The organism is Rhizobium sp. CB2179, from assembly GCF_057653455.1.
The window spans coordinates 178,723-204,788 of sequence record NZ_JBYGKR010000004.1; the positions used below are offsets into that span (position 1 = coordinate 178,723).

19 protein-coding genes and 2 pseudogenes are annotated in these 26,066 nt (G+C 59.1%); 10 read left to right on the forward strand and 11 right to left on the reverse strand.

The window, feature by feature from the left end; translation table 11 throughout:
* Positions 1–3 precede the first annotated feature (3 nt).
* The 4 genes from AC244Q_RS32500 (at position 4) to AC244Q_RS32515 (ending at position 4,931) form a co-directional block, all read left to right on the forward strand.
* A complete protein-coding gene (locus AC244Q_RS32500; RefSeq protein WP_012760143.1) occupies positions 4–894 on the forward strand; it encodes an aldose 1-epimerase in 891 nt (296 codons plus the stop codon).
* 20 nt (positions 895–914) lie between these two features.
* Positions 915–2,537 (forward strand): GMC family oxidoreductase, encoded by a 1,623-nt coding sequence (locus tag AC244Q_RS32505; RefSeq protein ID WP_012760142.1) that lies wholly within the window; start codon positions 915–917, stop codon positions 2,535–2,537.
* 111 nt (positions 2,538–2,648) lie between these two features.
* Complete coding sequence (locus AC244Q_RS32510) at positions 2,649–3,707, forward strand: alpha/beta fold hydrolase (RefSeq protein WP_128407260.1); 1,059 nt, start codon at positions 2,649–2,651, stop codon at positions 3,705–3,707.
* A gap of 174 nt (positions 3,708–3,881) precedes the next feature.
* On the forward strand, positions 3,882–4,931 hold the full coding sequence (locus AC244Q_RS32515) for a class I SAM-dependent methyltransferase (protein WP_012760140.1): 1,050 nt from the start codon (positions 3,882–3,884) through the stop codon (positions 4,929–4,931).
* A 56-nt stretch (positions 4,932–4,987) separates the two neighbouring features.
* On the opposite strand, the gene AC244Q_RS32520 is transcribed toward AC244Q_RS32515, so the two are convergent.
* Both AC244Q_RS32520 and AC244Q_RS32525 read right to left on the reverse strand, forming a co-directional pair.
* Positions 4,988–5,176 (reverse strand): hypothetical protein, encoded by a 189-nt coding sequence (locus AC244Q_RS32520; protein WP_128407259.1) that lies wholly within the window; start codon positions 5,174–5,176, stop codon positions 4,988–4,990.
* 155 nt (positions 5,177–5,331) lie between these two features.
* Positions 5,332–5,547 (reverse strand): transcriptional regulator, encoded by a 216-nt coding sequence (locus AC244Q_RS32525; protein ID WP_171815749.1) that lies wholly within the window; start codon positions 5,545–5,547, stop codon positions 5,332–5,334.
* Between the two features lie 187 nt (positions 5,548–5,734).
* Here AC244Q_RS32525 and AC244Q_RS32530 point away from each other — a divergent pair, with 187 nt between their 5' ends.
* Both AC244Q_RS32530 and AC244Q_RS32535 read left to right on the forward strand, forming a co-directional pair.
* The gene (locus AC244Q_RS32530) at positions 5,735–6,625 is read left to right on the forward strand and encodes a LysR family transcriptional regulator (RefSeq protein ID WP_012760138.1); all 891 of its coding nucleotides are present in this window, start codon (positions 5,735–5,737) and stop codon (positions 6,623–6,625) included.
* Between the two features lie 356 nt (positions 6,626–6,981).
* Positions 6,982–7,284 (forward strand): annotated as a pseudogene (locus AC244Q_RS32535) (IS66 family transposase zinc-finger binding domain-containing protein); the annotation flags it as partial.
* Positions 7,285–7,292: 8 nt separating this feature from the next.
* Here the strand turns inward: AC244Q_RS32535 and AC244Q_RS32540 are convergent.
* Together AC244Q_RS32540 and AC244Q_RS32545 are read right to left on the reverse strand one after the other, a co-directional pair.
* Entirely contained in the window at positions 7,293–8,231 is a 939-nt protein-coding gene (locus AC244Q_RS32540) for a sialate O-acetylesterase (RefSeq protein WP_012760137.1), read from the reverse strand.
* 445 nt (positions 8,232–8,676) lie between these two features.
* On the reverse strand, positions 8,677–8,988 hold the full coding sequence (locus tag AC244Q_RS32545) for a hypothetical protein (RefSeq protein ID WP_012760136.1): 312 nt from the start codon (positions 8,986–8,988) through the stop codon (positions 8,677–8,679).
* Positions 8,989–9,272: 284 nt separating this feature from the next.
* Here AC244Q_RS32545 and traA point away from each other — a divergent pair, with 284 nt between their 5' ends.
* Positions 9,273–12,581: a Ti-type conjugative transfer relaxase TraA gene (traA, locus tag AC244Q_RS32550; protein WP_487764168.1), complete on the forward strand. Its 3,309-nt coding sequence runs from the start codon at positions 9,273–9,275 to the stop codon at positions 12,579–12,581.
* Here traA and AC244Q_RS32555 read toward each other — a convergent pair.
* Positions 12,503–13,194 (reverse strand): annotated as a pseudogene (locus AC244Q_RS32555) (sugar phosphate isomerase/epimerase family protein); the annotation flags it as partial. The gene traA and the pseudogene AC244Q_RS32555 sit on opposite strands and share 79 nt — an antisense overlap.
* Before the next feature lie 55 nt (positions 13,195–13,249).
* On the opposite strand from AC244Q_RS32555, the gene AC244Q_RS32560 reads away from it, so the two are divergent.
* On the forward strand, positions 13,250–13,594 hold the full coding sequence (locus AC244Q_RS32560; protein ID WP_017997131.1) for a YkgJ family cysteine cluster protein: 345 nt from the start codon (positions 13,250–13,252) through the stop codon (positions 13,592–13,594).
* 303 nt (positions 13,595–13,897) lie between these two features.
* Here AC244Q_RS32560 and fcl read toward each other — a convergent pair whose 3' ends face one another.
* From fcl to AC244Q_RS32590, 6 genes are read right to left on the reverse strand one after another with little or no spacing between them, the layout of a single operon-like run.
* Positions 13,898–14,968, reverse strand: coding sequence for a GDP-L-fucose synthase (gene fcl / locus AC244Q_RS32565; protein ID WP_012760134.1), 1,071 nt, complete (start codon positions 14,966–14,968; stop codon positions 13,898–13,900).
* Entirely contained in the window at positions 14,961–16,052 is a 1,092-nt protein-coding gene (gene gmd / locus AC244Q_RS32570) for a GDP-mannose 4,6-dehydratase (RefSeq protein ID WP_012760133.1), read from the reverse strand. Before gmd ends, fcl begins: the two co-directional genes overlap by 8 nt.
* Before the next feature lie 53 nt (positions 16,053–16,105).
* A complete protein-coding gene (locus AC244Q_RS32575) occupies positions 16,106–18,313 on the reverse strand; it encodes a GumC family protein (RefSeq protein WP_012760132.1) in 2,208 nt (735 codons plus the stop codon).
* Positions 18,310–19,455, reverse strand: a complete 1,146-nt coding sequence (locus tag AC244Q_RS32580; RefSeq protein ID WP_012760131.1) for a glycosyltransferase family 4 protein — start codon at positions 19,453–19,455, stop codon at positions 18,310–18,312. The genes AC244Q_RS32575 and AC244Q_RS32580 overlap by 4 nt, the downstream gene beginning before the upstream one ends.
* Positions 19,449–20,549, reverse strand: coding sequence for a glycosyltransferase family 4 protein (locus tag AC244Q_RS32585; protein WP_012760130.1), 1,101 nt, complete (start codon positions 20,547–20,549; stop codon positions 19,449–19,451). The genes AC244Q_RS32580 and AC244Q_RS32585 overlap by 7 nt, the downstream gene beginning before the upstream one ends.
* Positions 20,546–21,496, reverse strand: a complete 951-nt coding sequence (locus AC244Q_RS32590; RefSeq protein WP_012760129.1) for a glycosyltransferase family 2 protein — start codon at positions 21,494–21,496, stop codon at positions 20,546–20,548. Before AC244Q_RS32590 ends, AC244Q_RS32585 begins: the two co-directional genes overlap by 4 nt.
* A 613-nt stretch (positions 21,497–22,109) precedes the next feature.
* On the opposite strand from AC244Q_RS32590, the gene AC244Q_RS32595 reads away from it, so the two are divergent.
* A complete protein-coding gene (locus AC244Q_RS32595; RefSeq protein ID WP_012760128.1) occupies positions 22,110–23,435 on the forward strand; it encodes an O-antigen ligase family protein in 1,326 nt (441 codons plus the stop codon).
* Positions 23,432–25,561 carry a right-handed parallel beta-helix repeat-containing protein gene (locus AC244Q_RS32600; RefSeq protein WP_012760127.1) on the forward strand — a complete coding sequence of 710 codons (2,130 nt, stop codon included), beginning with the start codon at positions 23,432–23,434 and terminating at the stop codon, positions 25,559–25,561. Before AC244Q_RS32595 ends, AC244Q_RS32600 begins: the two co-directional genes overlap by 4 nt.
* Positions 25,562–26,066 lie beyond the last annotated feature (505 nt).

Consider the following 26,066-nt stretch of genomic DNA (forward strand, 5'->3'; position numbering starts at 1 on the left):
CTCATGTCCATTGTAAGCCTTGAGGCTGGGCCGCTGTCTCTTCGCGTCTCGACAAGAGGAGGGCTTGTGCTCGGCTTTTGGCGAGATGTCGGGTCGGCCAGGACAGCGCTTCTGCGTCCCTGCCTGTCCGACGACGTCGATGCGCTTAGCTCCTCCTGCTACCCGCTTGTGCCATTCGGCAACAGAGTGAAAGACAATAAATTCTCGTTTGAAGGAAGCGACTATCACTTCCGCCTGAACACGGATTGGGACAAGCACTATCTGCACGGCGAAGGCTGGCAGGCGGACTGGTCTATCGGACGGAGGACACCGACGTCGGTTGAACTGGTGTTCGCCCACGAGGGCCAAGGCACCCCATACGAATACCAAGCCCGGCAGCGCTTCGCCCTCGACGAACAAGGGTTGACCATGACGCTTGCGGTCGAAAATCGTGGCCAACGCTCACTGCCGTTCGGACTCGGCTGGCATCCTTACTTTCCGATGACGCCGAAGACGACGTTGCTTGCTCCGGCTCGCAAGTTTTGGACGGAAGTCGAAGGATGGCTGCCAGGCCACCAGACCGAAATACCGAAGGAGCTGGATTTTAGTTCTCCGGCGTCGCTGCCCCAACATTGGGTCAACAACGGGTTCGAGGATTGGAGTGGTGAAGCACTCATCACTTGGCCGGAGCGGAATACATCGCTCCACTTAACTGCCGACGCCATTTTCAAGCACGCCTTTGTGTTCGTATCAGATACGACTTTCGATACGAGCTTCAAGCGTGACTACTTTTGCTTTGAGCCGATGAGCCATCTGGCCAACGGCCACAATATGCCCGACCTTGGCGGTCTCAAGGTTTTGAAATCCGGTGAAGCCATCTCTGGCAGCATCCACATGCGCCCCTCCAGCATCTGATATCGATTACGGAGTTCCCAATGCCTGCGAGTGACCGTTACGATTACATCATCGTTGGTGGAGGAAGCTCCGCCTGCGTCGTCGCCGAGAAACTGGTGCGCGAGGGCAAGGCGCGCGTCCTGCTTCTGGAGCGCGGACCCGCAAAAGCCAATCCGATCATGAGCTTTCCAGCCGGGTATATGAAGTTCCTTGCCAAAGACACATATCTCGCCATGCATCAAACCAAGCCGCAGCCCCAACTGGACGGCCGTGGTCCCATTGTGCCGCAGGGCAAGGTTCTAGGTGGCGGCAGTGCCGTCAACGCGATGGTCTACATGCGCGGACAGGAGGCGGATTTTGATCTTTGGAACGAACTGGTCACGCCGAAAGGATCCAATGACGGCGCCTGGTCCTACGGCGACCTGCTTCCATATTTTAAGGCGCAGGAGGACAATGATCATCTTGCCGGCGACTTCCATGGTGTCGGCGGGCCGCTGAAGATCTCACATCTTGGACACACAAGTGCGATGACACGGACCTACGTGAAAACCCTGCAAGCCATGGGAATCCCCTACAACCCGGACTTCAACGGCGCACATCAGTTTGGCGTCGGATTCATGCAGCATACCATAGACTGGAAGACCAGAAGGCGGTCCAGCGCCGTCGATGCCTTCCTCGCACCGGTGATGAGCGATCCGCTGCTGACCATCGAGACGGAAGCGACCGTCACCTCGATCAGGATGGAAAGCGATCGCGCGACTGGCGTCGATTACATACGCAACGGGAGCCGGAAATCCGCGAGCGCGGGGGAGATCATTCTTGCCGCTGGAGCCTACCAGACGCCAAAACTGCTGATGATTTCTGGTGTTGGACCGGATGACGAACTCACCAAGCATAATATCCAGAAGAAAGTCGTGCTGCCTGGCGTCGGCAAAAACCTGCAGGATCATTACGAGTGCCCGGTCGTTGCAACCACGAAGGGGGCGTTTGGCTATTACGGTGCGGACCGAGGCTGGCCGATGATCAAAGCTGGGCTGCAGTATCTCATGTTCAAGACGGGTCCGGTGTCGACGACTGGGGTGGAGACCTGCGCGTTCTACGACCCTGACGGCAATAACGATCGACCGACGATCCAGATGTTCTGTGTGCCGACCGTCTACCTGGACCGGGACGTCATGGGCACCGAACCCGGTGATGGCGTCACGATCAACTCGCTTCTGCTTCGTCCAAAGGCGAGAGGATCGGTGACGTTGGCCTCAAGCGATCCATTCGAAAACCCGATCGTCGACACCCAGATCTTCGGCCATCCCGATGACCTGCGCCTGACCATTGCAGGGTTCCGGTTCGCCCGGACGGTTCTCGAAGCGTCCCCCATGCGTGAGCTGATCGAAAAAGAGATATTCCCTGGCGCGGACGCGACAAGTGACGAGGCCCTCGCCGCTCATTGCAAGCGCACTGTTAAAACCGGCTATCACCCTGTCGGCACGTGCAAGATGGGTCAAGACAGCGACCCAGATGCGGTCCTGGATTCCAGCCTCAGGGTCTGGGGTACACGAGGCTTGCGGGTCGTAGACGCGTCTCTGATGCCAACGATCGTCAGCGGCAACACCAACGCTGCCGTCATGGCTGCGGCAGGCAAAGCTGCCGGCCTTATCCTCGCATAGACTGGGCATATCATGAAATTCACAAACTACAGGCCATCGCTGGATCAATTGGAATCGCCCCCGTAGGAGATAGGTCTGTTATGCGATCGTCGGCTGCGATATTCTCGACCGATGAAACTCAGTCAGACCATACGGTTCGCTACAGCCGAGGACGGCACCCGTATTGCCATGGCCTCTTGCGGGCAGGGTCAGGTGATCCTGCGGGCGGCGCACTGGCTGAGCCATGTCGATTACGATCTCGAAAGCCCGGTGTGGCGGCCGTGGCTCCAGGCACTGTCCGCCCACAACCGGTTTGTACGCTATGATCCGCGCGGCTGCGGCCTGTCGGACCGGCATGTCTTTGACCTCTCGGTCGAAGCGTGGCACGCCGACCTTGCTGCCGTGGCGGCGTCGATCGAGGAGCCGCGCTTCGTCCTCCTCGGTCTTTCGCAGGGCGGCGCGCTCGCTATCGCATATGCCCTCAAATATCCCGAGCGAGTATCGCATCTGGTGCTTTTGAACGCCTATGGTCAGGGTGCCCGCGCCAGAGCTCAGACCGAGGCGGAGCGGCTGGAAGCCGAGACCCTTGTCAATTTCGTTCGCGTCGGCTGGGGACGCGACAATCCGGCGTTTTGCCGGTTCTTCACCAATCTCTTTATCCCCGACGGCACGCCTGAACAGCATCGCTGGTGGGGCGATCTCGAGCGGCAAACGGCAACGGCCGACGTCGCCGCACAACTGCTTTGGCAGATGCAGGGGATCGATGTGCTGGATCTTGCGGCGATGCTGAGCGTTCCGACGTTGATCGTACACAGCCGCGGTGACATGCGCGTGCCGTTTGATCAGGGTTGCAAGCTCGCCGCCGCGATTCCGGGCGCGAGCTTCGTGCCGCTTGAGAGCAAGAACCATGTGCTCTTGCCGGACGAGCCCGCGTGGAAGGTGTTTCAAACGGAACTTGCTGCCTTTCTCGGGCAGGATCGGTCGGTGCGGCCGCGTGCGGTCAGTGAGGCCGGTCTGACACCCGCCGAGGCCGCCCTTCTCGACCTCGTTGCGGAGGGGCTAGACAACCGCGCGATCGCAGAACGGCTTGGCAAGAGTGCAAAGACCGTGCGAAACCAGCTGTCGGTGATATTCAGCAAACTCGGCGTGCATAGCCGCTCGCAAGCGATCGTCGTCGCGCTCTCCCGATAGTCCCGCTTCTGCAGGTGGATAGACCTCCTCCGATGCCAATGGGACATGTGTCCCTCCAAGGAGCGGGATTTCTTCGCAGACGCGGGACAACCGCCTCATGCCCGCCGAGACGGCAAGCTTCATCCTCGGCGTTACGGATGGCAGGACGCCATCCGTGCACTGGGAGGAATTCACGTGACGGAAATCAACGAAACAACGCTCAATGAACTCGTGGGCCGCGTCCTTGGCGATCTTGGCGGAGCGGTCAGCGTGCCGCTAGTCCGGATCGGGGATGCTCTTGGGCTGTACAGGACGCTGAAGGAGACCGGGCCGGTGAAGGCCGACGAACTTGCCGATGCCTCGGGATGCGCACCTCGCTATGTGCGCGAGTGGCTGGCGGCACAGGCCGCCTCCGGTTATGTGCACCATGAGCGAGGATTGTTCTCGCTGACGCCCGAACAGGCCTTCGTGTTTGCCGAGCCGGACAGCCCGGTCAATCTGATCGGCGCATTCGATACCGCTGCTGCGATGGTCGAAAACCAGCCGAAGGTGCAGTCCGCCTTCAAAACCGGCCGAGGCGTTGCCTGGGGCGATCAGGCTGGCTGCATGTTCTGCGCCGTCGCGCGGCTATTCCGCCCAGGTTATGTCAATGCCCTTGTGCAGGACTGGCTGCCGGCGCTCGACGGTGTCACCGACAGGTTGAAAGCGGGTGCGAAGGTGGCGGACGTCGGATGTGGGCACGGGCTTTCGACGATCCTGATGGCGCAGGCGTTTCCCAATTCCCGGTTCGTGGGCTACGACTTCCATCCGGGCTCGATCGCCGCTGCTTCCGCGCACGCCCAGGCACACGGGTTGACGAACCTGCACTTCGAGGTCGGCAGGGCGCAGGATTTCGACGGGCGAGATTTCGATTTGATCACCTGCTTCGACTGCTTGCACGACATGGGCGACCCGAAAGCCGCTGCGGCTCATATCCGAAAGGCGTTAAAGGAGGGCGGTGCGTGGATGGTGGTCGAACCAATGGCCGGAGATACGCTGGAGGAGAATATCAATCCGGTTGGACGGCTCTATTACTCCGCCTCGACGATGATCTGCGTTCCGACCTCGCTTGCGCAGGAGACAGGGCTGGCACTCGGTGCGCAAGCGGGAGAGCGGCGATTGGCCGAGGTGATCCGCTCAGGCGGTTTCACTCATATCCGGCGTGCAGCCCAGACGCCCCTCAACATGATCCTCGAGGCCACCTGACAGGTCGCGCCTTCTATTGGAAATGTCGCGCCACATTCCAGGCCTCGTCAGGAAAGTCAACGAGTGAGGTGGCTGGCTTGCAGGAGCACGCCAGCCACCTCAACTTCAGCGACGGCGGTAAACCGTGCATCTGATTGCCGGTCTGTTCGAAGTATTCGCTGAGCCCGTTCGATGCCCTGAACGATGCCGACGCGACGGTCCTGCTCGAAAAACACTCGATCGCTCCGGATGAGACGTTCTGTCAATGCGCCCAGCCTCCTGAAACTGCGAGACGCCATTTTATCGGCCAAGGACGCACGACTTCGGGACGTCTTGCAGGAGATCATGGGCACACAAAACGCGTGAAGAGCGGATTCGAACCGCGCTATAAGTTCGACCAGCGCTGTGGACTTGCCGTGCGTCATTCCATTGCCTTCAACCGAATTCCGGGACCACCGACCCCAGAGTAATCGCCATCGAGGAATATAACCCCTGCTTCTTCTAAAACTGTCCGAATGGCTGCGATTGTCCTCGGCTTCAGATCCTCGCCGCGCTCAAATCTCACGATCGTATTTGTTGAGACAGCGGCTGCATCGGCGAGTTGTTTCACGCCCATCTCCAGCGCGGTTCGCGCCATCTTACACTGAATAGGCAACAAAATCGCTTCCCCATATCGAATTCGCCTTGACATGGCGATTTTTGCGTCGTATACACACTTTGCGGGGGCTACCTCCCGCGCGAGCTGATTCTATCAACGGCGACTATAGCCTAGCTCAGTGCTGAAGCGCGAGGGCGGCGTGAGACGTCGTCGGGACAGGGCATTCATGGAACTACGGCAGCTCTCCTACTTCGTCGCGGTGGCCGAGGAACTGCATTTCGGCCGGGCGGCCGCCAAGGTGCGCATCGCCCAGCCGGCGCTTTCCAATCACGTGCAGGCGCTGGAGCGGGAACTCGGCTGTCCGCTGTTCATCCGCTCGACCAGGCGGGTGGAACTGACGCGGGCAGGGGAGATCTTCCACGAACGCTGCGTCGGGATCCTGAGCGAGGTCGATCTGAGTGCCGAGATCACCAGGGCGGTGGCCGGCAAGACGATCCGGCAGATCAGGATCGGTACCGTCTATCCGGCGACCACCGGCGTGCTGCCGGCGTTTCTTGGAAAGATCGCCCGCAAGTACCCGGATATCCGCATTCATATATCAAGCGGCAATACCGGCGACATCATCCGCGGCCTGGAAAACGGCCAGATCAATCTCGGCTTCATCCGGCCGGTGGAAAACATCGGCTCGTTGCGCTTCTCCTCGATCGCCCATGAGCGGTATCTGCTGGCGGTGGCGAGGAGCAACCGGCTGGCGGAGCGGGCGGAGATCGCCATCGACGACCTGCGCTCGGAAAGGATCATCGCCTTCAATCGCAAGAACCTCTCCTACACCGAGCGGTACTTCAACGAGAAGTTCGAGGAATACGATCTGACCCGCAACATCGCCTATAGCTGCGATGATACCTATTCACTGGTGTCGCTGGTCTCGGCAGGCCTTGGCATCGGCTTTGCGCCGGAATGGACCGAGGGCCTGCCGAACCGGGACTTCGAACTGAAGGCTGTCAGAGGCATCGACTTCAGGATCGGGCTCGGTGTTGCGTGGAGCAAGGACGACCCAACCGCCTCGCGCGATGACATTGTCGATATCGCGAGGTCGTTGGCGAGGCCGGGCAGGTGAGGCGAGGGGATCGCCGGTACACCCCAAGCGGAACGGCTTGCCGGGGGCAGTCGGTCCCGGGTTCCGCTCGTTCCCGAGCGGCGCTCCGCTAACCCTCCTGCGGCTGCCCTTTTAACCGGTCAAGCCGTGCGCGAACTGGCGCCGGCGCGGACGCGCCTTCGCCTGGTATGCTCATTGTTTGGAGGAGCGTCCTTGCCGAGGCAGGCACGATCTCAAGAACAAGAAGTGCTGACAGTCGCAAGTTCGGCATTTGATTCACGACGTACACGCGATAGCACATCGAGCGGTCCGTCTTCTGCTCCCACATTGTTCTCGCCGCCCTGATCTGTGATCGCCTTTCCATGGACAAGCGAAGGGATCTCGCGGTGGAAGACCTTGAGACAGCTATCGCGACCGTTCATGCAGAGCCGAGGCCGATAGCCCTTCAGGCAAGCAGCACCCCAAAACACGCGCCGCCAATTGCGGCCCGTCCATCTTCCTCGTATCGAGGAGATCATCGAGCCGGAAAGCCCCCATCTGCTCTGCGGCGGAGGCTTGCATGGCTTGGCGAGGACGTGTCCGAACGGTTGGGCGTCGTTCCAGCGCAGTGCACGCGTCCTCGTCACCGCCGTCCCAAATACGCCTGCCGGGCCTGTACCGACAGCGTTGTTCAGGCTCCAACGCATGACTATTGCGAGGTTTCCAGATGGCGATCGCCGCGCAGAAGATTCAGCCAGGCCCGGGCCGCTTTCTCCCCGCCTGTGCCCCCGAAATGGCAATCGTCGTAGCGGTCGTCTCCATCGAGTAACGCATCAGAATTTACCCCCTCTCGGATACCATGGCTGCTTTTTGACAGGGCCAGTTGCGCCCGTACGATCGCATTGTCTGGAATATGCTCCTTGAAGCCGCCGTTGCTCGGTTCGAGGCATTTCGATGCAATCGAAATGTAAACGGGTGCTTCGACGCCGTGCTGACGCAACGTGTCAACCATCGACATGAAACGTTCCTGGTAGGCCTTCGCAGTGGTGCCCATAACGAGGTCCGCCTCTCCTTGCACCCAGAGGACGTTCGTTATCCGGTAACCGGAACCCTGAAGCTGTTTCACTGTATCGACTAGCACGGGATTGAAGTCACCACCTGCCGCCCATCGTGCGACCTCAGATCCGGAATATGCGAGAGGTGCGAGGATGACGTTGTCATTTTGACCCGATGCTATCAAATTGTTCCCAAGAAGCGTCCAATACTCTCCCCTCGTATTGGTCGATCCAAGAAGTGGCGACGCCGCGATGAAGCAGCGTTTGTCAAAGGCGTTTACAACGCGAGCGCCATAATTCGAGCGGTGCCGTTGTCCACCGTAGTTGGCCGCGTTCGATTGGCCAAGAATGAGTAAGACAGCAGTTCGGTCAGTCTGAGGCGGGCAGGCCACAAGCGTTTTTGATTCATCCCCGATCAGTCGTTCGTTGTCGTCGAACGTATAACGGCTTGGAGCCGCCGCCTTCTCTCCGCCAACCATTTTCTTCAGCGCGGAAAGTTGTGGCCAAGGAAAGATCTCATGTCTCGCGCTCATGCCGCCCAGAACATACATGGCGATCAAGGCGGCCAAGCCGACTGCCATTGTTTTGAGCATGTCGTTGCCTTTTGAATGTCAACCGATGATTTGGAGCCTCCGGCGGGCCGAGCTATCCTAGCGTGGACATTGGCCCGAATGAAGGCATGTCTGTATCCCCGCAATATGTTCCTCGCAATCACTACCGGCCACCTGATAATCGGGGCATCGACATCGTCGCCGAGTGATCGAGCCAGCCTGTGCTTTTCCTGACCGCTCACCACAAGCATCAGCGGAGGGAAGTCTTCGCTTTATCCCGACTCTTTGCATTGTTCGTTTCCAACACGGTTCGGCGACTTGGCAATTCATCAGGGAGGTTCTGACTGGAGTCGGCAACATTGCTAGAACCTCCCTGACGTCCTTTCAACAAGCATCAGGACAATCTAGGCCCGATTGTGCCGAGGGAAAGCCGGACCTAAGTCGGACTAGCGACCCTAGGTCTCACTGTTCATCTCGTTGGCATGGATCATGATGTTGCACTCCCGTTGCCGATATCGCCGATAGTCGGCTCATTTGCCCGCGGCTTCAGCAGATCGTCGAACAGATCCCGGTCGCCATCGCGGGTGAGGAACTTTGGCAGTTCGGATCTGAGCCAGGCTGCCAGTCCTGCGCCGATCTGCACATCGCGATCATTCTCCAGCCTATGCAGCACCAGTGCGCCGATCAGCACCTTGCGGCGGGTGTCGATGGCGCGCTCCTGCTTGCCGAGACGGATCTGCAATGTCTTTCGCTGGGCTTCCAGCTGGGCCAGCCGCTCGCCGATGGTTTTGCGCGCCATGATGATTTCTCCCTTGTTCCTGTTCAGCCATTGGCCGCGGCGATGAACGGATGATCACAGCCGCCGGCGTGCCTGGATCGAAGTTGTCTCGAAGAGCGGCACTTCGAAACCCGCAAATCTGCGCGTGGAAGCGACGGGCTGAACGGCTTACGAGGTCATCGGGAGATTGCCGCGTGCTCCCACCAGTGCCCGAAGGAGCCAAGCGACGAAGGCACAAGGGCGCACTTACGAGTTGCTGGGCAACTCAAAGCGCGGGCCGGCAGCCCGCTAACAAAGGGATGGCGATGGCGATCTATCATCTCAGCATGAAGCCGATCGCCCGCAGCGCTGGCCGTAGCGCTGTCGCGTCCGCCGCCTATCGTGCCGCCGAGCGGCTGACGAACGAGCGTGATGGGCTAACCCATGATTTTAGCAACAGGACAGGTGTCGAGCATGCCGAGATCGTCTTGCCGACTGGGTCTTCCGCCTATTGGGCGATGAAGCGATCGGCCTTGTGGAATGCCGCCGAGCGTGCCGAGAAGCGAAGTGACGCCCGGATTGCCCGGGAATTCGAAATCGCCCTGCCACACGAATTGAGTTCCGACCAGCGACTGGTGCTGACGCGGGCCTTTGCCGAAGATCTGGCCAATCGCTATGGCGCTGCCGTCGACTTCGCGATCCATCGGCCAGGTGGGGCAAGCGATATCCGCAACAGCCACGCGCATCTGATGATGACGACGCGTGAGGTGAGGGAAACCGGTCTTGGCGACAAGACGCTGCTTGAGCGGGAAAACAGATGGCTTCTCGCCAATCACCTGCCGCCATCGCAGCTGCAGCTGAAGGATCTCAGACAGGCGTGGGAGCATCTTGCCAACACGCACCTTGAGAGGGCCGGCCTCGATATCCGTATCGATCATCGTTCGCATCTGGAAGCCGGGATCACGATCGAGCCGAGCGAACATGTCGGTGTGCATGCCACTGAGATCAATCGCCAGGGTGGGGCAGTCTCGCGCGTCCGCATCTCACCGCAATCGGCCGAGCGCAATGCCGAGATCATTCGCCGGCGGCCCGAAGAGATATTGAAGCTCATCACCAACGAGAAAAGCGTCTTCAACCGTTATGATATCGCCAGGGCTTTGCATCGCACCATCAACGACGATGCGCAGACCTTCCAGAATGCTTTTGCATCGGTCATGGCGTCGAAGGCTCTCGTCGAGTTGAGGCCCGACAGTTCAAGCCTTCGCGGCCGTGACGGCGACGCACGCTATTCGACGGTCGAGATGGTGGCGATCGAAGGGGCGATGGCAACAGCCACTGTTGCGATGAAGACGCGCCAAAACCACGGTGTCTTCAAGCGCAATGTCGATGCGGCCATCGCCGATCAGGACAGATCGATACAGGCGGGAAATCCTTCACCCGGGCAGGGGCTGTCGGCGGAACAGCGCCAGGCGATCGAGCATGTCACCGGCGCCTCTCAGATCGCCGTGGTGATCGGTTTTGCCGGTGCCGGCAAGAGCACGATGCTGGCAGCTGCCCGCCAGGCCTGGGAAGCGCAAGGTTATCGCGTTCATGGCGCGGCATTGGCCGGCAAGGCGGCGGAAGGACTGGAGCAATCGTCGGGGATCTCAAGTCGCACATTGGCGTCGTGGGAATACAGCTGGCAAGCCAATCGCGGTCGGCTGAATGCCCGCGACGTCTTCGTCATCGACGAGGGTGGCATGGTCGGCAGTCGTCAGCTCGCCCGCTTCGTCGACGAGGTCAAACGGGCCGGCGCCAAGCTCGTCCTGGTCGGCGACCATGAACAGCTTCAGGCGATCGGAGCGGGCGCGCCGTTTCGGGCAATCGCCGAAGCCGTCGGTCATGCGCAATTGTCGGACGTGCGACGGCAAAGAACCGATTGGCAAAAGCAGGCCTCGATCGACTTTGCCTCGCATCGGACTGCGGACGGGCTTGCTGCCTACGAGGCACGGGGAAGCGTTCATCTGAAGACGGATCGCGCTGAAACGCTGAAGGCGATCATTGCCGATTATGTCGCTGACCGATCGGCACATCCCAACGACACGCGCATTGCGATGGCCCATCGGCGGATAGATGTGGCTGCGATCAATGCCGGCATTCGCGCTCGGTTGCAGGAGCGCGGTGAGCTCTCAAGAAGCACCGGCACCTCGGATGATCGTGGTGAGGAACTCACCTACCAGACCGGCAATGGGAAGCGATCCTTCGCACGTGGCGACCGCATCGTTTTTCTGGAGAACGATCGCGATCTCGCCGTCAAGAATGGCATGCTGGGCGAGGTCATCGCCGTCCAACCGGACGCAATACAGGTTCGGCTTGACGGCAAGGCGCAGACGCCAGAGGACCAGCGCCAGGTGATCATTCCGGTGAACAGTTACCAATCCTTTGACCACGGCTACGCGACGACGATCCACAAGACGCAAGGGGCTACCGTCGACCGGAGTTTTGTTCTCGCGTCGACGACGATGGACCGGCATCTGACCTACGTGGCGATGACCCGTCATCGCGAGGCGGTGCAGCTCTATGCGGGGCTCGATGCGTTCAAGACGCTGCGATCCCTGACAGAGACACTGAGCCGCTCAGGCGTCAAGGAGACGACACTCGACTATACGCATGACTTCGCCAATCGGCGCGGCATGGGGGATCGCCGGGGGCAGGGAGAGAGTGAGGTCGCATCTCACGAAATCAGCAAAGGGATACAGCCCATTCCGGACACGGCGGTTCCCAAGCCAATGCAAGAACTGCGGCCGCCGACACCGCTCGCAGTGCGCAGCATCGCCGATGGCGGCTCTTCGCACCAGGATCCCAATGTCGATGAACGTCGCGATGAACGCGACGATGAACGCCGCGTGCTCGTTGCGGCCGTGAAGACCTATGCGATGAGTGTCGAAGAGATCGGACGATCAAAGGCGATGCCGGCATTCGAACGAGATTGGGAGGCGGCAAAGCAGCTTGCGCCGCAAGTGTTCAACGACGCGCCAGCGGCCATGGACGTGTTGCGTGGCCGCATCCTGGATGAGAATGCAGATCCGGTCGCGCTTGCCAACCAACTCAGCACTTCGCCCGAGACGATCGGCGCGCTCGCCGGCAAGACCGGCCTGTTCGGAGACAACGCTGAACGCAAACACGCGCTTTCGCGGATCGATGCGCTGGCTTCGCATGTTCGCCAATCCGCCAACACCTGGCAGCGTCGCCTCGCGGCTGAATGCGGCTCGGAGCGCTGGAAGCGGGAAAAGCAGGACGGGGTCGAGGTTCTGGGGCCGAGCCGCCGGAGTGAGGCGCTGCTGCGCCAGCTCGACGATCTCCCCTATAGCGACAAGGCAAAGTTCGTCGAGCAACTGGCCGGGAAACCGGAGGGTCGTCGAGCGCTTGCCGAGGCAAAGGACATCGTTACTGCGATCGAAACGCGCTTCGGTCGCGCCGATCCCTCAGATCTCGCGGATCAGCTGAAGCGCGTTGGGCCTGATCAGGATGGTGACGTCGAGCGGATCCGCCAGGTTGCCCGCCTTGCCGATCGCAGTCATCGTGCGGAGCTCACCCAGCAGATGGAGTTGAAGCGGTCGCTGAAGCGGGGCAAGTCCTTGGGGCTTGGGATGTAGATGTTTGGGTCGGACCAGGGATTTCGAGGAGGCTCAGGCTGGCGATAGACCGCTTCCGGTGTCTCGGAAAAGTCGCGCCAGACCTTGCCGCGGCGGCGAGCTCCTTGAGGGCTCGACCAAAGGCCTCGATTGTCAGCCACCCGTCGCAGCCGCTCGCGCGTCGCGCCTTGAACCTCTCTGCCCAGGGAATGTTGCCGCCGGGTAAGCGGCGGTCGTTCTCCAAAATGTAGACATGCACGATGCGGTCACTGTTTCGCGTGAACGCGCCGATTGGATCTGTCTCTTCGATTTTGCTGTGGAACGTGTCGTACATGGCGCGGATATGCGGATGTCCGACCGCGTCGATATGGGCCGCAAGATCGTCCATCGTGTTGAACAGAGCATTCGAGGCGATTCAGCGCCTCAAGCCCGATCATTACGCTGTGCTTTGCTGCATGATCGCCGATCGCGTGTTGTGAGGAAACCGAGCGCTTGAGTTCCGCCGCGCTCGGCCGGCTTCCCGAATTTTGCCGAGCGTCGAATGCCGCGGGCCGCTCAGCATCGTCGTGCCGAGCGCGTCGCTGCAGTCGATGGCCCATTTCACGTAGTCGATGCCGCGTCTGCGGTGCGCTCGCTCAGCGCATAGCCGAAGGCTTTGCTCTTGGCGGCCTATGTGGTAGGAGCGGGCCATGACATCATTGATCGATTTCAATTGCCAAGGCTGCGGAGCCTGCTGCTCCTATTCGCCGACCTGGCCCAGATTTTCCACGGAAACCGACGCTGCTCTCGATTTGCTGCCAGCGCATTTCGTAGCTGCGAACCAGCAAGGAATGCGTTGCGACGGTGCGCGCTGCTCCGCATTGGTCGGTCGCGTCGGTTCAGAGACATCCTGTCAAGTGTACGATCTTCGGCCTGATGTCTGCCGCGCCTGCGTCCCAGGGGATGACGCTTGCTTGACCGCGCGCGCGTTCTTCGGGCTCGGTAAGCCAGGTTTGCCGCCCAGTGACATCGATGCGGAACCGCCAATCAACTGAGGCGGGGTTCCGTCCGGCTCCTCTTCGCCTGTCGACTTTACTCCAGCGATTGTCGTCCGAAAGGTCAGCCGAAGGTAAGGCCCGGTGGAGTCATCCGATGTGGACTATCTGCCTAGTAGCGCGACAAGCGATATCGGCATTTCGACCGCGAAAAAATCCAACGCCGCACCGATAATCATCAACCACACGACCATCAAGAAAATGAGCGCTGCAATCCTGATTTCTACAGGCTGCATTATTTGCGCCGTCCCAGCATGTACGTCCCCCCGAGACAAAACCCCTGTTATCCCTCGTGCAAATTCCCTATGGCGAGGGATGATGCGCAACGGTCGAGAGCGTGGGCGCGTGCGGCGCCGAACTCTTCGCTTTCTCGAAACTGATGTCGCTTTGACCGATCAAGTCGCTGGACACAGCTCTGTCGCTGCGTTCGAGATGATGGCCATCAAGGAAGGAGCGGTAGGCATCTGCGATGCCCTCTTTCAGACCTATCTTAGGAGACCAGCCGAGACTGCGGAGCTTGTCGACGCTCAGGAGTTTACGTGGCGTGCCATCTGGCTTGGTGAGGTCGCGGGTGATCTTGCCTTCGAAACCAACGATCTTGGAGACGAGGTATGCCAATTCGAGAATGGTAATGTCTTCGCCACAACCTACGTTCACATGACTTTCGGCGGAATAGGTTTTCATGAGATGGAGGCAGGCGTCGGCGCAATCGTCAACATGCAGGAATTCGCGCCGCGGCGTGCCCGTACCCCAGACGCATATCTCTTGCTGCTCGCTGACCTTGGCCTCATGTGTCTTGCGTATGAGCGCCGGCATGACATGGCTTGACCCGAGGTCAAAATTGTCGCCTGGACCGTAAAGATTGGTCGGCATGGCCGAGATGAAATCTCTACCGTGCTGTTTGCGATAGGCTTGGCAGAGCTTTAATCCGGCAATTTTGGCGATCGCATACCATTCATTGGTGGGTTCAAGCGATCCGGTCAGAAGTGAGTCCTCAACGATCGGCTGGTCGGCGAATTTCGGATAGATGCAGGACGAGCCCAGAAACATCAGTTTTTCGACGTCAGTTCTATGGGCTGCGTGGATGACATTCGCTTGGAGAATCAAGTTGTCGTAAAGGAAGTCGGCCGGATAGGTAGCGTTCGCGAGAATACCGCCGACCCTCGCAGCAGCTAGGAAGACAGCATCGGGACGATGCTTACTCATCCAGGCCTCCACCTGGTCCTGCCGTCTGAGGTCGACCTCGGCGCGGGTGGACGTCAAAATTTCGCAGCCCTCGGAAGCGAGACGCCGCACGATCGCAGAGCCCACCATGCCGCGGTGGCCCGCGACATAGACCCTCTTTCTGGTAAGGCTGTAGATCACCTCAGGCATGGGCAAAACCTTTGGTTACACCGACCGACGGAACATTTCGTGCCATGACTTTCAGATCCGCGCGAACCATCTCCGCAATCAGTTGATCAAGACTGGTCTCATGTTTCCAACCAAGCTTCGTGTGCGCTTTCGTCGGATCGCCGATCAGAAGATCAACTTCAGTCGGGCGGAAATAAGCGGGATCGATCTCCACCACACACTGACCGGATGTCTTGTCGTATCCCTTTTCCTCAACTCCGTTCCCACGCCAATCAATCGGCATGCCCACCTGGGCAAAGGCCTTGTCAACGAAGGAACGAACCGAGTGCGTTTCGCCGGTCGCAAGGACATAGTCCTCCGGTTCATCCTGTTGCAGCATCAGCCACATGCCACGGACATATTCTCGTGCATGTCCCCAGTCGCGCTTGGCGTCCAAGTTGCCGAGATAAAGCCTTTCCTGCAGTCCAAGATGGATCGCCGCAGCCGCCCGGGTGATTTTGCGCGTCACGAATGTTTCGCCGCGGATCGGGCTTTCATGATTGAACAAAATGCCGTTCGAGGCGTGCATGCCATATGCCTCGCGATAATTGACCACAATCCAATAGGCGTAGAGCTTGGCCGCAGCGTAGGGTGATCGAGGGTAGAAAGGTGTCGTTTCGCTCTGCGGGACTTCCTGGACTTTGCCGTAGAGCTCTGAGGTCGATGCTTGATAGAAGCGGGTCTTCTTTGTCAGCCCCAGGAGGCGAATGGCTTCAAGTAGCCGAAGGGTGCCGGTTCCATCGGCGTTAGCCGTATATTCCGGGGTCTCGAAAGAGACTTGAACGTGGCTCTGTGCGGCGAGATTATAGATCTCGTCCGGCTGCGTTTCCTGAACCACGCGGATGAGGTTCGTTGAATCGGTCATGTCCCCGTAATGCAGAATAAAGCGAGGATTTTCGACATGGGGATCCTCGTATAGATGCTCGATGCGACTGGTGTTGAAGGACGATGAGCGTCGCTTGAGGCCGTGAACAATATAGCCCTTCTCCAGGAGCAGTTCGGCCAAATACGCACCGTCCTGACCTGTTATGCCTGTAACCAGTGCAACCTTATTTTCGTTTTTCATGCGGTCTCCGTAATTTATTTCGGCGGAATCAGGCGGACACGCGCTGTTCGAACTCACGTGAACTCGTGGTACTTCCGCAGTGAGCTCGCAAACAGTTCTGAATCGCGGAAGTTGTACATGGCGTGTTTGTTCGTATTGACGTTATTTATGGCAACGGCAATCTCTGCGTTGCGCGCGGTCTTCAGCTGATGTAGGCAAAACTCTACCGCCCGACGGCTCGTCTTTCCCCATTTTACGACCACCAGCGTTCTTTCTGCTAACGCTGTCAGATGCATCGTATCAGCCGAGGCGAGCACAGGCGCGCTGTCGAAGATGACGATTTGGCCCAGTGAGGCGGCCATCGCCACGATGTCAGCTGCATCAGTCAAACGGACGCGCCGATGGAGACTGGCATTGCCAGCCGGGATGAAGTCGATGCCGCTTGGATGGTGATGGATGATGTCACGCAATCCCGCCTGCCCACACAGGAATTCGTTCAACCCCTGCTTTAGCTCTGATTTGAAAAACGAGTCGAGATTTCCGAGTCTGAGGTCGCCATCGACAAGCAGCACCGGAATTCCGTTGGCGGCGAGATCGATTGCCAGGGATCTGGCGACAAGCGACTTGCCCTCTCCGCTGTGAGCCGACGTCACGACAATCGTGTTTGGCAGTTTCCCGCCGTTAGATTGTTTGAGCGAAGTCATCACGGAGCGAATTGCTTCGTCAAACATCCCGTCTTGGATGCTCCCGAAGAGCATCGACGGATCTCTCCGGTCTTTCCGTTTGAGGTGCGGGATGAATCCGGCGGGTACGATGCGCGACATTCCGGCCATCTGGTCGAAACTGCGGACTGAGTTGTCCAGCATCTCGACCACGAAAGCGGCCGTCACCGCGATCGATACCGAAGCCAAAAGGGCGCCGATCAAATAGAAAAGCCGCCCGCGTCCCGTTGGCGCCAGCGGCACCGCGGCCGGTGACAAGACTTCCAGTTCCGCGCCTGGCAACATGGCTTGCGCAGCCAGGCCACGGCGCTGCTCGTCGAGCTTGTCCAGTGCCGTCTGCTCTTTGTCAGCCATGCGCTCGAGTCGGGCCAACTCGGTTTGCGCCAGTGTGGAGCGAGCGCGTTTCTCATGAGCGGCCGCCAATGCCGACCGGACTGCGTCGTCCTCATGATCGAGCGCCGCAAGCTTGGCGCGTATCGATTGGAGATATCGATCAGTCGCAAGGCTGAGATCGGTGCGGGATTTAAGGATCTTGGCCCGCGTGTCGAGCACGGATTCTGCCGTGTTGCCATATGTCTCGAGAAGGCGCTCGAGATCTTGCTCCTGCGCACGAAGCTCGCGTTGCATTGCGCCAATGCTGTCGGGAATGACCATATTCTGCAGGGCGAGCGAGGGGTCGTCGGCCGCTTCGAGTGCAGATATCGTTGCTCTCGCTTCAACGCGGCTTTGTTCGATTTTTGTCCGCCGCTCGCCCAACTCCATGATCGACTTGATCTGTTCAACCTGATCGTCATCACTTGAGGCGACGTCCATAATTTTCTGGTACCCGTCGGCGGCATCGCGTGCTGCCTTGGCGCGCCCCATCTGTTCGTCGATGCGCAGCAGAATCCATTCTTCTGCTGCGTCCACTCGACCACGCAGACTGTCCTTGCGTTCTTCGAGGTAGATGCTGATGAGCCGGTTCGGGACCGAGGCGGCCAGTTCGGGGTCGCTCGCATCGAAGCCGATCTGAATGACGTCACCCTGGCCATCGCGCCAAACGCGGAGGGCCTTGTAGTACTTCGGGATTATGGGCTCGATGCTGTCCCGTACCGGCAGGGACGGTTTTTCACTGTCGACCCAACCGCGAAGCATTGATCGGATCTTGTCGATAGGCGAGATTTCTTGCAGCGCCGGATTGAATTCCGGCCATTCATTGAGGCGCAGGTCGCGGATTACCCGCTCTGCGATGCTTCTGGAAAGAAGCCGTTCGGTCTCAGATGTGGCGTCCAGCGGATCGTTGCGGCCGGACTCGTCGGTGCCGAGCTTCGTCGCCAGAGGCGTGTGGATGATCAGCCGGGACTCGGCATGATAAGTCGGCTTCAATCCCGAAATCACGGTTGCGGCAACCGCCATAAGTACCGTGATGATGGCCATTATCATGACCATCCGTCGCCGAATAAGGCGCAGGCCTGACGTCAGATCAATTTCGTCCGAACGGGTCTCTACCTGAAGCCGGGGATCGTAGCGCATCGATGAGAGCGAGGTGTTGCGGTCTGGCGGCACAGTCGAAATAGTCATCGTTCACCCGCCGTTGTTTGAGGTTGCGCGGAGATAGCGTCGTAGAGTTTGTCCAGCGATCGCATGTAAGCCTTCATACTGAAATTATTGAGATAATGAGCGCGGGCCTTGGCCGACAGATAGTTGCGGACTTCCGGGTCGGTGACGAGCTTAGCCAGCGCCGCAGCCAGGGCATCCTTGTCTCCGACAGGTACGAAGACGCCAGTTTCACCGTCGGAGATGACTTCGCCATGCGCGCCGACGCGCGTGGTGACGACGGCGAGCCCATGGGCAAGCCCTTCGACCACAGCCATTGCCAAGCCCTCGGCATGCGAAGGTAAGACCAGGATATCTGCCCGTGTACACAACGCCCGCGCCTCGTCGGCGCCAAGCCAGCCCGGCATTTTCACCAGATCTGAAAGTCCCATGGCGGCAGCCTGACGCCGGTAGTCTTCCACAGGTCCGTCGCCTGCCAGCACGGCTCGCCACTGGAGCTCTTTCATGATCGGATGACTTAAGGCAAGCAGAAGCTCCTGAACGCCTTTGCGTTCGCTCAGCCGGCCGAGAAATATGATCAACGGCATCTCGCCGACATGAACATTGCGCGGTCCGGGGTCGGGCACACAATTGCCAATGACGACTACGCGGCGCTCATCCACGCCGAGAAGCGTCGTAAGCGTCATGCGGTCGCGCTGGCCCAGTGCCACGACCTGGTCAGCATGTTGGAACATCCGGCGTACAAGCATTTGTTGACGTGGCGAGCGTGCGGCAAAATCGCGCGCGTAGTCGTAGTCGTGCAGGTGCAATATGTGAGAGCATCCGAGGAGACGGGCAGCCTCGGTCAGGATCAGTTTTCTTGCGGTGCTGCCGCGACCCGCGACATGAATATGGTGAATGCGTGCCGGAGCAATTATCCGGTCCTTCGCCATCATCAAGACGGCGCCGAGCACGCGCAAAGGCGACGCAACGGAGGACCACCGAGACCCTCTAGTGTCGGTGACGAGGTGTGTTTCGCCGGCCTCCTTTGCCGTGTTCGATATATAGCCGACGAGCCTGCCAATTCCGCCACCGTTTTCGCAACCACCCGGGACGTAGTGGCGGACGGTTGCTGCTGCGTTCCGCGTCGCTACCCGATTTCCATCCGTGAGCGTGTTCATCAGCATGCCCCGACCACCTTACGATAAACGGCCGCAGCCTGTGCTCCGACCTGTTGCGGCGAATTCGGACCTGTAGCCCAAGCGAGTGCGTTGATCCCGAAGCTGCTTCTGAGCTCGCTGTTTTCCGCCAGTGTCCGTATGGCTGTCGCGAGCTGTTCCGCATCCCCGGGTGGAACCACCATTCCCAGTCCGTTTGGCAGAACGGTGGCTCGCAATTCGCCGACATCCGTCACGATAACCGGTTTGCCAAATGCGGCGGCAAGATTGAGGACGCCGCTTTGAGAGGCTTCCGTATAGGGAAGGACAACGATGTCGGCATCCAGAAAGAGCTGGGCGACCTCCATATCCTCGATAAAGCGATTGCGAATATCATAGCGAGTAGCGTCCCCCATAAGGGGCTGGAAGATCCGCGGATCGTCGCCGCGGCCTGCCACCGTGATGCGTAGATTGGGGAGCAGGTCCTTGAGCATTGCCTCGGCACGGATCAGATGCTCCAATCCCTTGTAAGCAAAAATCCGTCCGAAAAGCAGAACGCGCAAAGTTCCATCTGCGCCGCGCCGCGCCATCTTGTGCCGCCGGGCGAGTTCCGCGTAGCGATGAATGGCGGGATGCGACAAGACATGGACACAATCAGGCGACTTTGAATATCGCTCGAGGACCATCTGTTTCAGCCCTTCGCCATGGACGACGACATGGCCCGATTGCCGCACCATCAATTGGGGAGCCCAGGCGGGCAGCGTGCGGGTGTCGGAATCGCCGGGATGCACTTCCACGTCATGGACGGTCGTCACGATCGGGATCGGTCGCCAGAACGGCGCGGCAAAATTCAACCAGAGCGTCGAGTTGCTCAGCAGGTGAATGACGTTCGGCCGCTCCTGCCGGATAAGACGTGTGAGTTGGTGCAGGAACCAGGGATTGGAGAGCGAGCGGTGCCTTGGCCAGTCCATGAGGTGCAGATCGACAGCCGGATCGATCCATGAAGCAAGGTGTGCGTAGCGCCGGCGCGGAACCGCGAGGACGACATGCGCATGTCGCGCAACGCCGCTAGCGAAGGAGATGGTGTAGTCTTCCAGTTCGGAAACCAGCAGCAGCGCCTTCATCCCGCAGACTCCGACACGCCGACATCCTGACCAAGTCGAGGCAAGTCGTAGGCTGTGCGCAATGCATCACGCGTCCGCCTCAGCAAGTTTGGTTCTCCGGCGAAAAAGAGCCCTTCCACTGCGAGGCTGAACCGGGTGCGTGTATCGGCGCCCTGCAGCCTGGCTGAGGCTACCCGGTACGGATAGTGATCAGTCAGACGCAGCCTTCCCGCCAGATCATGCGCGGAAAGAAACCGGTTCGTCGCTTCAACCGTCGCCTGCCAATGGGCCATCCGCTTCCGCAGCATGGCGGCGTCATCGACTGGCCGATACCAATTATTGTTGTGAATCCGATAGAACCCGAGTGGATCCGACAAGGCGACAACGCCCCCGAGAAATGGATAGATGCCTGTGAGCCAGGCATCGGCAGACATACGGAACTGCTCGGGAATATCCCCTGCAGCATCCCACGCGCTGCGTCTTACAGCGATGGCTGATGTCATCGGGAAGGGCCACCAACCAGCCGATTTGGCGAGCAGTGGCGACAAATTTCCTGAACACAGGGTCCGAGGTATTGGCTTGAAGGCTGGTGAGCCATCGGTCTGCGTTGGCTGAAGTCGGTGATAAACAAGAGATGCCTGAGGATTGGAGTGGAAAGCAACGGCGGTTGCCGACAGCTTGCCTGGCGCCCACCAGTCATCGGCATCGAGAAAACAGAGGATGTCGCCACTGCTCAACTTCACAGCAGCATTTATGGCTGCGGCCTGTCCCTGGTTCTCCTGGAAAAGCACCGCCACCCGCTTGTCATAGCCGTCGAGAACAGAGCGCGACTGGTCGCTCGAGCCGTCGTCGACGACGATTATCTCGACATTGGACGCCTCTTGTCCCAAGGCGCTGTCAATCGCCCGTTCGACGAAGCGACCGTAGTTGTAGTTGTTGATAAGGACGCTGAATGTCGGCCTCTCCATGACGCCTCCTCAAGCTCGTCGCTGCGCGACGCTTCGGTGCACCAGAGTTGCCAACGCTCGCGCGTCTGGTAGCGCGAATTGGCGGAAAGAGATGAGATGCAGACAGGTATTGTTCTGCTCGGTGAGGATTTCGCCTTGAGCTAGATTTACCGCCGACAACGCCTTGACGCGTGGCACTCCCGTTACAAAACCAGGATCATGACGCAGAACCATACCAATCCCAACCCTTCTAAGCGTCACCTGCCAATAGTCAGTTGCGCTAGAATTACTGTCTCACTTCACCGAAAACTGCGGCTCAGCGCGACGTGCTTTGCGGCATCTTTCATCGTGAAGCTACCGGTGATTGGTCACAGGTGACATCTGCTCTTATGGGCAATGTTGTACGTCCCGGCACCAACTTTTGGAGGAGGGGCAAACCGGGAGCTTAAACCAAACAACGCCCTTAGATGGTGGGTAAGCGCGTTAGGATTAGCTCCGCCTACGTTTGCGTTAGTTGACTGGGGAGGTGGCGGGATGTTCGCTGGTGGTGGCGCAGCTATGAAAGGGGTTTCATGTCTTTCCACATTGCCGCGATCAATACCCTCTCATCTGTCCAAGCAAGTCGGGACGGGTAATGAGAGCGTACACGCTTAGAATAGCGAATGGGCCGACTGCCAGTTGGCGAACAATAGAGTGCTGGGGCGCCGGCCTCTGCCTTTTTCTTCAGACAGGCGCGCTTTTCCCGCTAATGTTGGCGGATGCCGACGGAGGCCTTAGCGATCATGCCAGGTCGATATTGCGTCTGCTTTGTCTACCCGTATACGGGTTTACATTGCTGATGCTGGCACGAAATTTTCCGCACTTCATCACAGCGCTGAAGCGAAATTGGTTTGTCCCGCTGATGGTCGCTATGCCCTTCTTGTCCGTCTTCTGGTCGGTTGGCCCGTCGACGACTTTCAGGCGTGCCATCGGCCTGCTCTTCACGGTTCTTTTGGCTTATGTATTGGCAATACGCTTTACGCCGAGGCAGCTGCTTCTCATTGCATTTGCGACCTTCGGAACATGTATCGTCCTCAGCCTTTTGCTTCTTGTGGTGTCACCGGGGCTCGCTCGCATGCCCACGGACAGCGCGGTGCGCGGCATATTCATCCACAAGAACAGCCTTGGTTGGTACGCCGGCATGATGATACTGGTGTCGACCGCCGTCGTAATGGACGGCAACCGAGGCTTGCGGCGAACCGCTTTGATCTTGCTGATGGCGGGCGGGGCTTGTCTCTTCCTTTCCGGATCGATGACCGCGACAATTGCGACGGTATCGGCATATTGCCTGATCGGATTCTACTCCATGTTGCAGCGAATCCGTGGCATCGGTCGGATCGTCTTCATCCTGTTTTTTGTTCAAATGTTCGTCGGGATCCTCCTTTTGCTTCATGAATTCCTGGTCCCTTTCCTTGAGGCGCTTGGCAAGGATGCCACGTTGACGGGCCGAGTGCCCTTGTGGGAACTTGTCGACGGTCAGATCGCCGATCATCTCCTGCTCGGCTTCGGCTACCAGGCGTTTTGGACAGAAGCGAATCCCGAAGCGTGGATTATCTGGTCAAAGATCCAATGGATGGCTCCCCACGCCCATAATGGATTCCGCGATACGCTGCTGAGCTTCGGAATAAGCGGAATGACTTTGTTCGCTCTGATGCTTTTGCAGGCACTCCGCCAAGGGGCGGCCCTACAATGCGGGGACCCGCGTTATGGCTGGCTCTGGCTGAACGTCTTCACGGTTGTGGTTTTGGTGATGAACCTGACCGAGACAATCTTCCTTATCCAGAATGACGCGATTTTCATTCTGTTCACAACAGCCATCATCATGTTCTCTCTATACAAGCCTGTTGTTGTTTCGACGGCTCCCGGCCGGCAACTGCGAGCATCGGCCCGCAGCCCAACGGCGGAGCTGCAAATCTCATGAGGCTGCGCTTCGCGCCGATCTTGAGCATTTTGCTTGCGATGCTCTTTCCGCAGCCGAGCAAGCTGGCCTCGGTGAGCCCGAACGCAGATGCGCCTGAGAGGCTGCAGACGACGGTCAGGGAGGCAACTTGCGCGGAAGCCTCGCCGGCGACTTTTTCAGACAAGCTGAAGGGGACTTCACTGAGCAGCATGGTGACCGGAGCACCCGCGGCCCGGGCAGTATTCTATGTCTCTCCCGATGGCAAAGACACCTGGAGCGGGCACCTTCCTAAAGCAAATTCTCGGCGTACAGACGGTCCTTTTGCCAGTATTGAAAGAGCGCGGGATGCTGCGCGCCAGAAGGGCGGCCAGAATACGATCGCAATGGGCAATGGGGATTATTATCTCGCTGAACCGATAGTCTTCGATGCTCGCGATGCGGGCCTGATCATCGCGGCGAGATGCAACGAGGCGCCAGTCCTGCACGGCGGCCCGATTGTGCGCAATTGGACGGCGCAGGCCGATGGTCGCTGGAAGGCGTCACTGAAGCTGCCTGCGGGCCGGGATGTGGGCGATCTTTTCGTCAGCGGCGCGCGCCAGACGCGGGCTCGCTTTCCCAACGCTCCACTCGATGGAGACCCGCGCAAAGGGTGGCTTTTCGCGGCTAAGTGCACGCAGGACGACGATATATGGCATGGTAACACGCGCTTTTGCTTCCATGCCGGCGATCTTCCGATCTCAAAAAATGCGGCAGGGCTAGTCGCCCACATCGTAGGTGGTTTTCACCCCGGCAGCCAGTGGGGCAGTGACACCCTCCCAGTGGTTTCAATCGACGCCGCGAACCGGGCCATAAATACCCAAGGCACCAGCTATTTCTTCACCGCAGAAGGCAGCCGCTATTTCCTGACTGGGGCGGCGGCGATGCTCGATGCGCCTGGGGAGTGGTGGTATGACCGCGTCAACGGTCAACTCGATTATATCCCGACCGATCGACCGCCAACCAGTTCTACAGTTGTCGCCGGCATCCTGCCGACCTTCTTCAGGCTGGATGGAGCCGACGGGATGGTTATCTCGGGGCTCCAGTTTCGGGATGGGGATCCGCAGGGCAGCGGCAAGTTCGGTACCGACACCAGAAGCTTTGGGGCCATACGGCTCGATCACTCGGACGGCGTCCGGCTGCTCGGCAATTCCATCGACAATGTCGGCGTCGGCATCCATGTTTCCGAGAGCAAAGATGTCTTGATTGCCGGCAACGTGATTGGAGATGTGGCTGGCAATGGGATTTACGTTGGCACAACCTATGGCAGCTTCGGCAAATCCGACAGAGCCAGAATCCTGTCGAACCATATTCATGACATCGGAAGGGTCTACTTTGAAACCGCGGGGATATGGTTCCAGGCGGCCGACAGTATCAGGATCGCCCATAACCTGGTCGAAAATACTGCGCAGTTCGGTATCGCCGGCGGCTCACTGTGGGGAGCACAAGACGCAGTCCACGACGCAGTCATCGAGCATAACGTGATCCGCAATGCCAATCAGCAGACGGCAGATGGCGGTGCCATCAAGCTGATGGGCGAGCAGGCGGACCTCCTGAACAGCAGCATCCGCTACAACCTGGTTACCGGGACAGGTCAACTTATGAACAGGGCCGATGGGACGTTTTGGCCTCCCGGATATGAAAATATCAATGAATGGCCGACCCCTATCAGTTGGGCGATCTACACCGATGGCAAGGCCAGCGGTGTGCGCATCGAAGGAAATACGCTCTCGGACAATATATCGGCGATCGGCATCAACGGCGGCTGGAGCAACTTGGTGACGGGAAACGTCATCACGCACGGATCGGGCGCGGCTTTTCGCGTTGATGACGGTACCGGCAGGGAGTGGCATCCGCCATGGGCACGCCCCAACCGTATCGAGGGCAATATCGTGTCGATCGGCAGTAGTAGCGGGCTTGCAGCATACGTCTACGCTCCCGGCCACGGGCCTGGATACGTGCAGTTCGCTCGCAACCGCTACATCGGCAATTTGAACGACAAGAGCTTCCGAATACATCCGAGCATCATGCGTTCGGGAGAATTTGGCAATCTAAGGGATCTCCAGAAGGCTGGGGCGGACACCGCAAGCGTCGTCGCGCCGCCGGAGTAACAAAAGGCGCCGCGACGAGCGGTGTTCCTGCCCGCGATAGCGCCTTCGGCTATGGCGACTTGTAAACCCGCTCCGCCATTCGTGCACGCGTTGCTGGTGACTGCAGCAGTTAAGAACGATGAAGACATGCCCTTGGTGAGCCAATTCGAAAGCGAAATTGCAACCCTTGCCAGTTCGGATCCCGCGCCAGACGCGCGGGGATAGCCGACATAAGTATACTGCATCAAAATCAGGATCCGGAGATCTGGTAGGGTGAGGCAGGCTTAGGCGGGGCAATATTGTAGGCAGCGAGCTGGGTCAGCACCTTTGCACTGAGAGTTCCCCGAACTCCCGGATGACGATTGGAGCCTTCATCGGCATAAGAATGGGTCCATACATCAGACGGACCAATGGTCATGAAAACCGCAACGCGGTCAGGAGTCCCGGCCATCCGTCGAAGGGCTGATCGTGCCACGGTGAAAGCCCTTTGCGAGTCAATGCGAAGTCGCGGCCCGATCCGGTCGCA

Bases quoted from the DNA above. Each gene is read 5' to 3' on its own strand.
- AC244Q_RS32500 (WP_012760143.1), top strand. From the start codon at position 4: ATGTCCATTGTAAGCCTTGAGGCTGGGCCGCTGTCTCTTCGCGTCTCG.
- AC244Q_RS32505 (WP_012760142.1), top strand. From the start codon at position 915: ATGCCTGCGAGTGACCGTTACGATTACATCATCGTTGGTGGAGGAAGC.
- AC244Q_RS32510 (WP_128407260.1), top strand. From the start codon at position 2,649: ATGAAACTCAGTCAGACCATACGGTTCGCTACAGCCGAGGACGGCACC.
- AC244Q_RS32525 (WP_171815749.1), bottom strand. From the start codon at position 5,547: ATGGCGCGAACCGCGCTGGAGATGGGCGTGAAACAACTCGCCGATGCA.
- AC244Q_RS32530 (WP_012760138.1), top strand. From the start codon at position 5,735: ATGGAACTACGGCAGCTCTCCTACTTCGTCGCGGTGGCCGAGGAACTG.
- AC244Q_RS32540 (WP_012760137.1), bottom strand. From the start codon at position 8,231: ATGCTCAAAACAATGGCAGTCGGCTTGGCCGCCTTGATCGCCATGTAT.
- AC244Q_RS32545 (WP_012760136.1), bottom strand. From the start codon at position 8,988: ATGGCGCGCAAAACCATCGGCGAGCGGCTGGCCCAGCTGGAAGCCCAG.
- traA (WP_487764168.1), top strand. From the start codon at position 9,273: ATGGCGATCTATCATCTCAGCATGAAGCCGATCGCCCGCAGCGCTGGC.
- AC244Q_RS32560 (WP_017997131.1), top strand. From the start codon at position 13,250: ATGACATCATTGATCGATTTCAATTGCCAAGGCTGCGGAGCCTGCTGC.
- fcl (WP_012760134.1), bottom strand. From the start codon at position 14,968: ATGCCTGAGGTGATCTACAGCCTTACCAGAAAGAGGGTCTATGTCGCG.
- gmd (WP_012760133.1), bottom strand. From the start codon at position 16,052: ATGAAAAACGAAAATAAGGTTGCACTGGTTACAGGCATAACAGGTCAG.
- AC244Q_RS32575 (WP_012760132.1), bottom strand. From the start codon at position 18,313: ATGACTATTTCGACTGTGCCGCCAGACCGCAACACCTCGCTCTCATCG.
- AC244Q_RS32580 (WP_012760131.1), bottom strand. From the start codon at position 19,455: ATGCTGATGAACACGCTCACGGATGGAAATCGGGTAGCGACGCGGAAC.
- AC244Q_RS32585 (WP_012760130.1), bottom strand. From the start codon at position 20,549: ATGAAGGCGCTGCTGCTGGTTTCCGAACTGGAAGACTACACCATCTCC.
- AC244Q_RS32590 (WP_012760129.1), bottom strand. From the start codon at position 21,496: ATGGAGAGGCCGACATTCAGCGTCCTTATCAACAACTACAACTACGGT.
- AC244Q_RS32595 (WP_012760128.1), top strand. From the start codon at position 22,110: ATGAGAGCGTACACGCTTAGAATAGCGAATGGGCCGACTGCCAGTTGG.
- AC244Q_RS32600 (WP_012760127.1), top strand. From the start codon at position 23,432: ATGAGGCTGCGCTTCGCGCCGATCTTGAGCATTTTGCTTGCGATGCTC.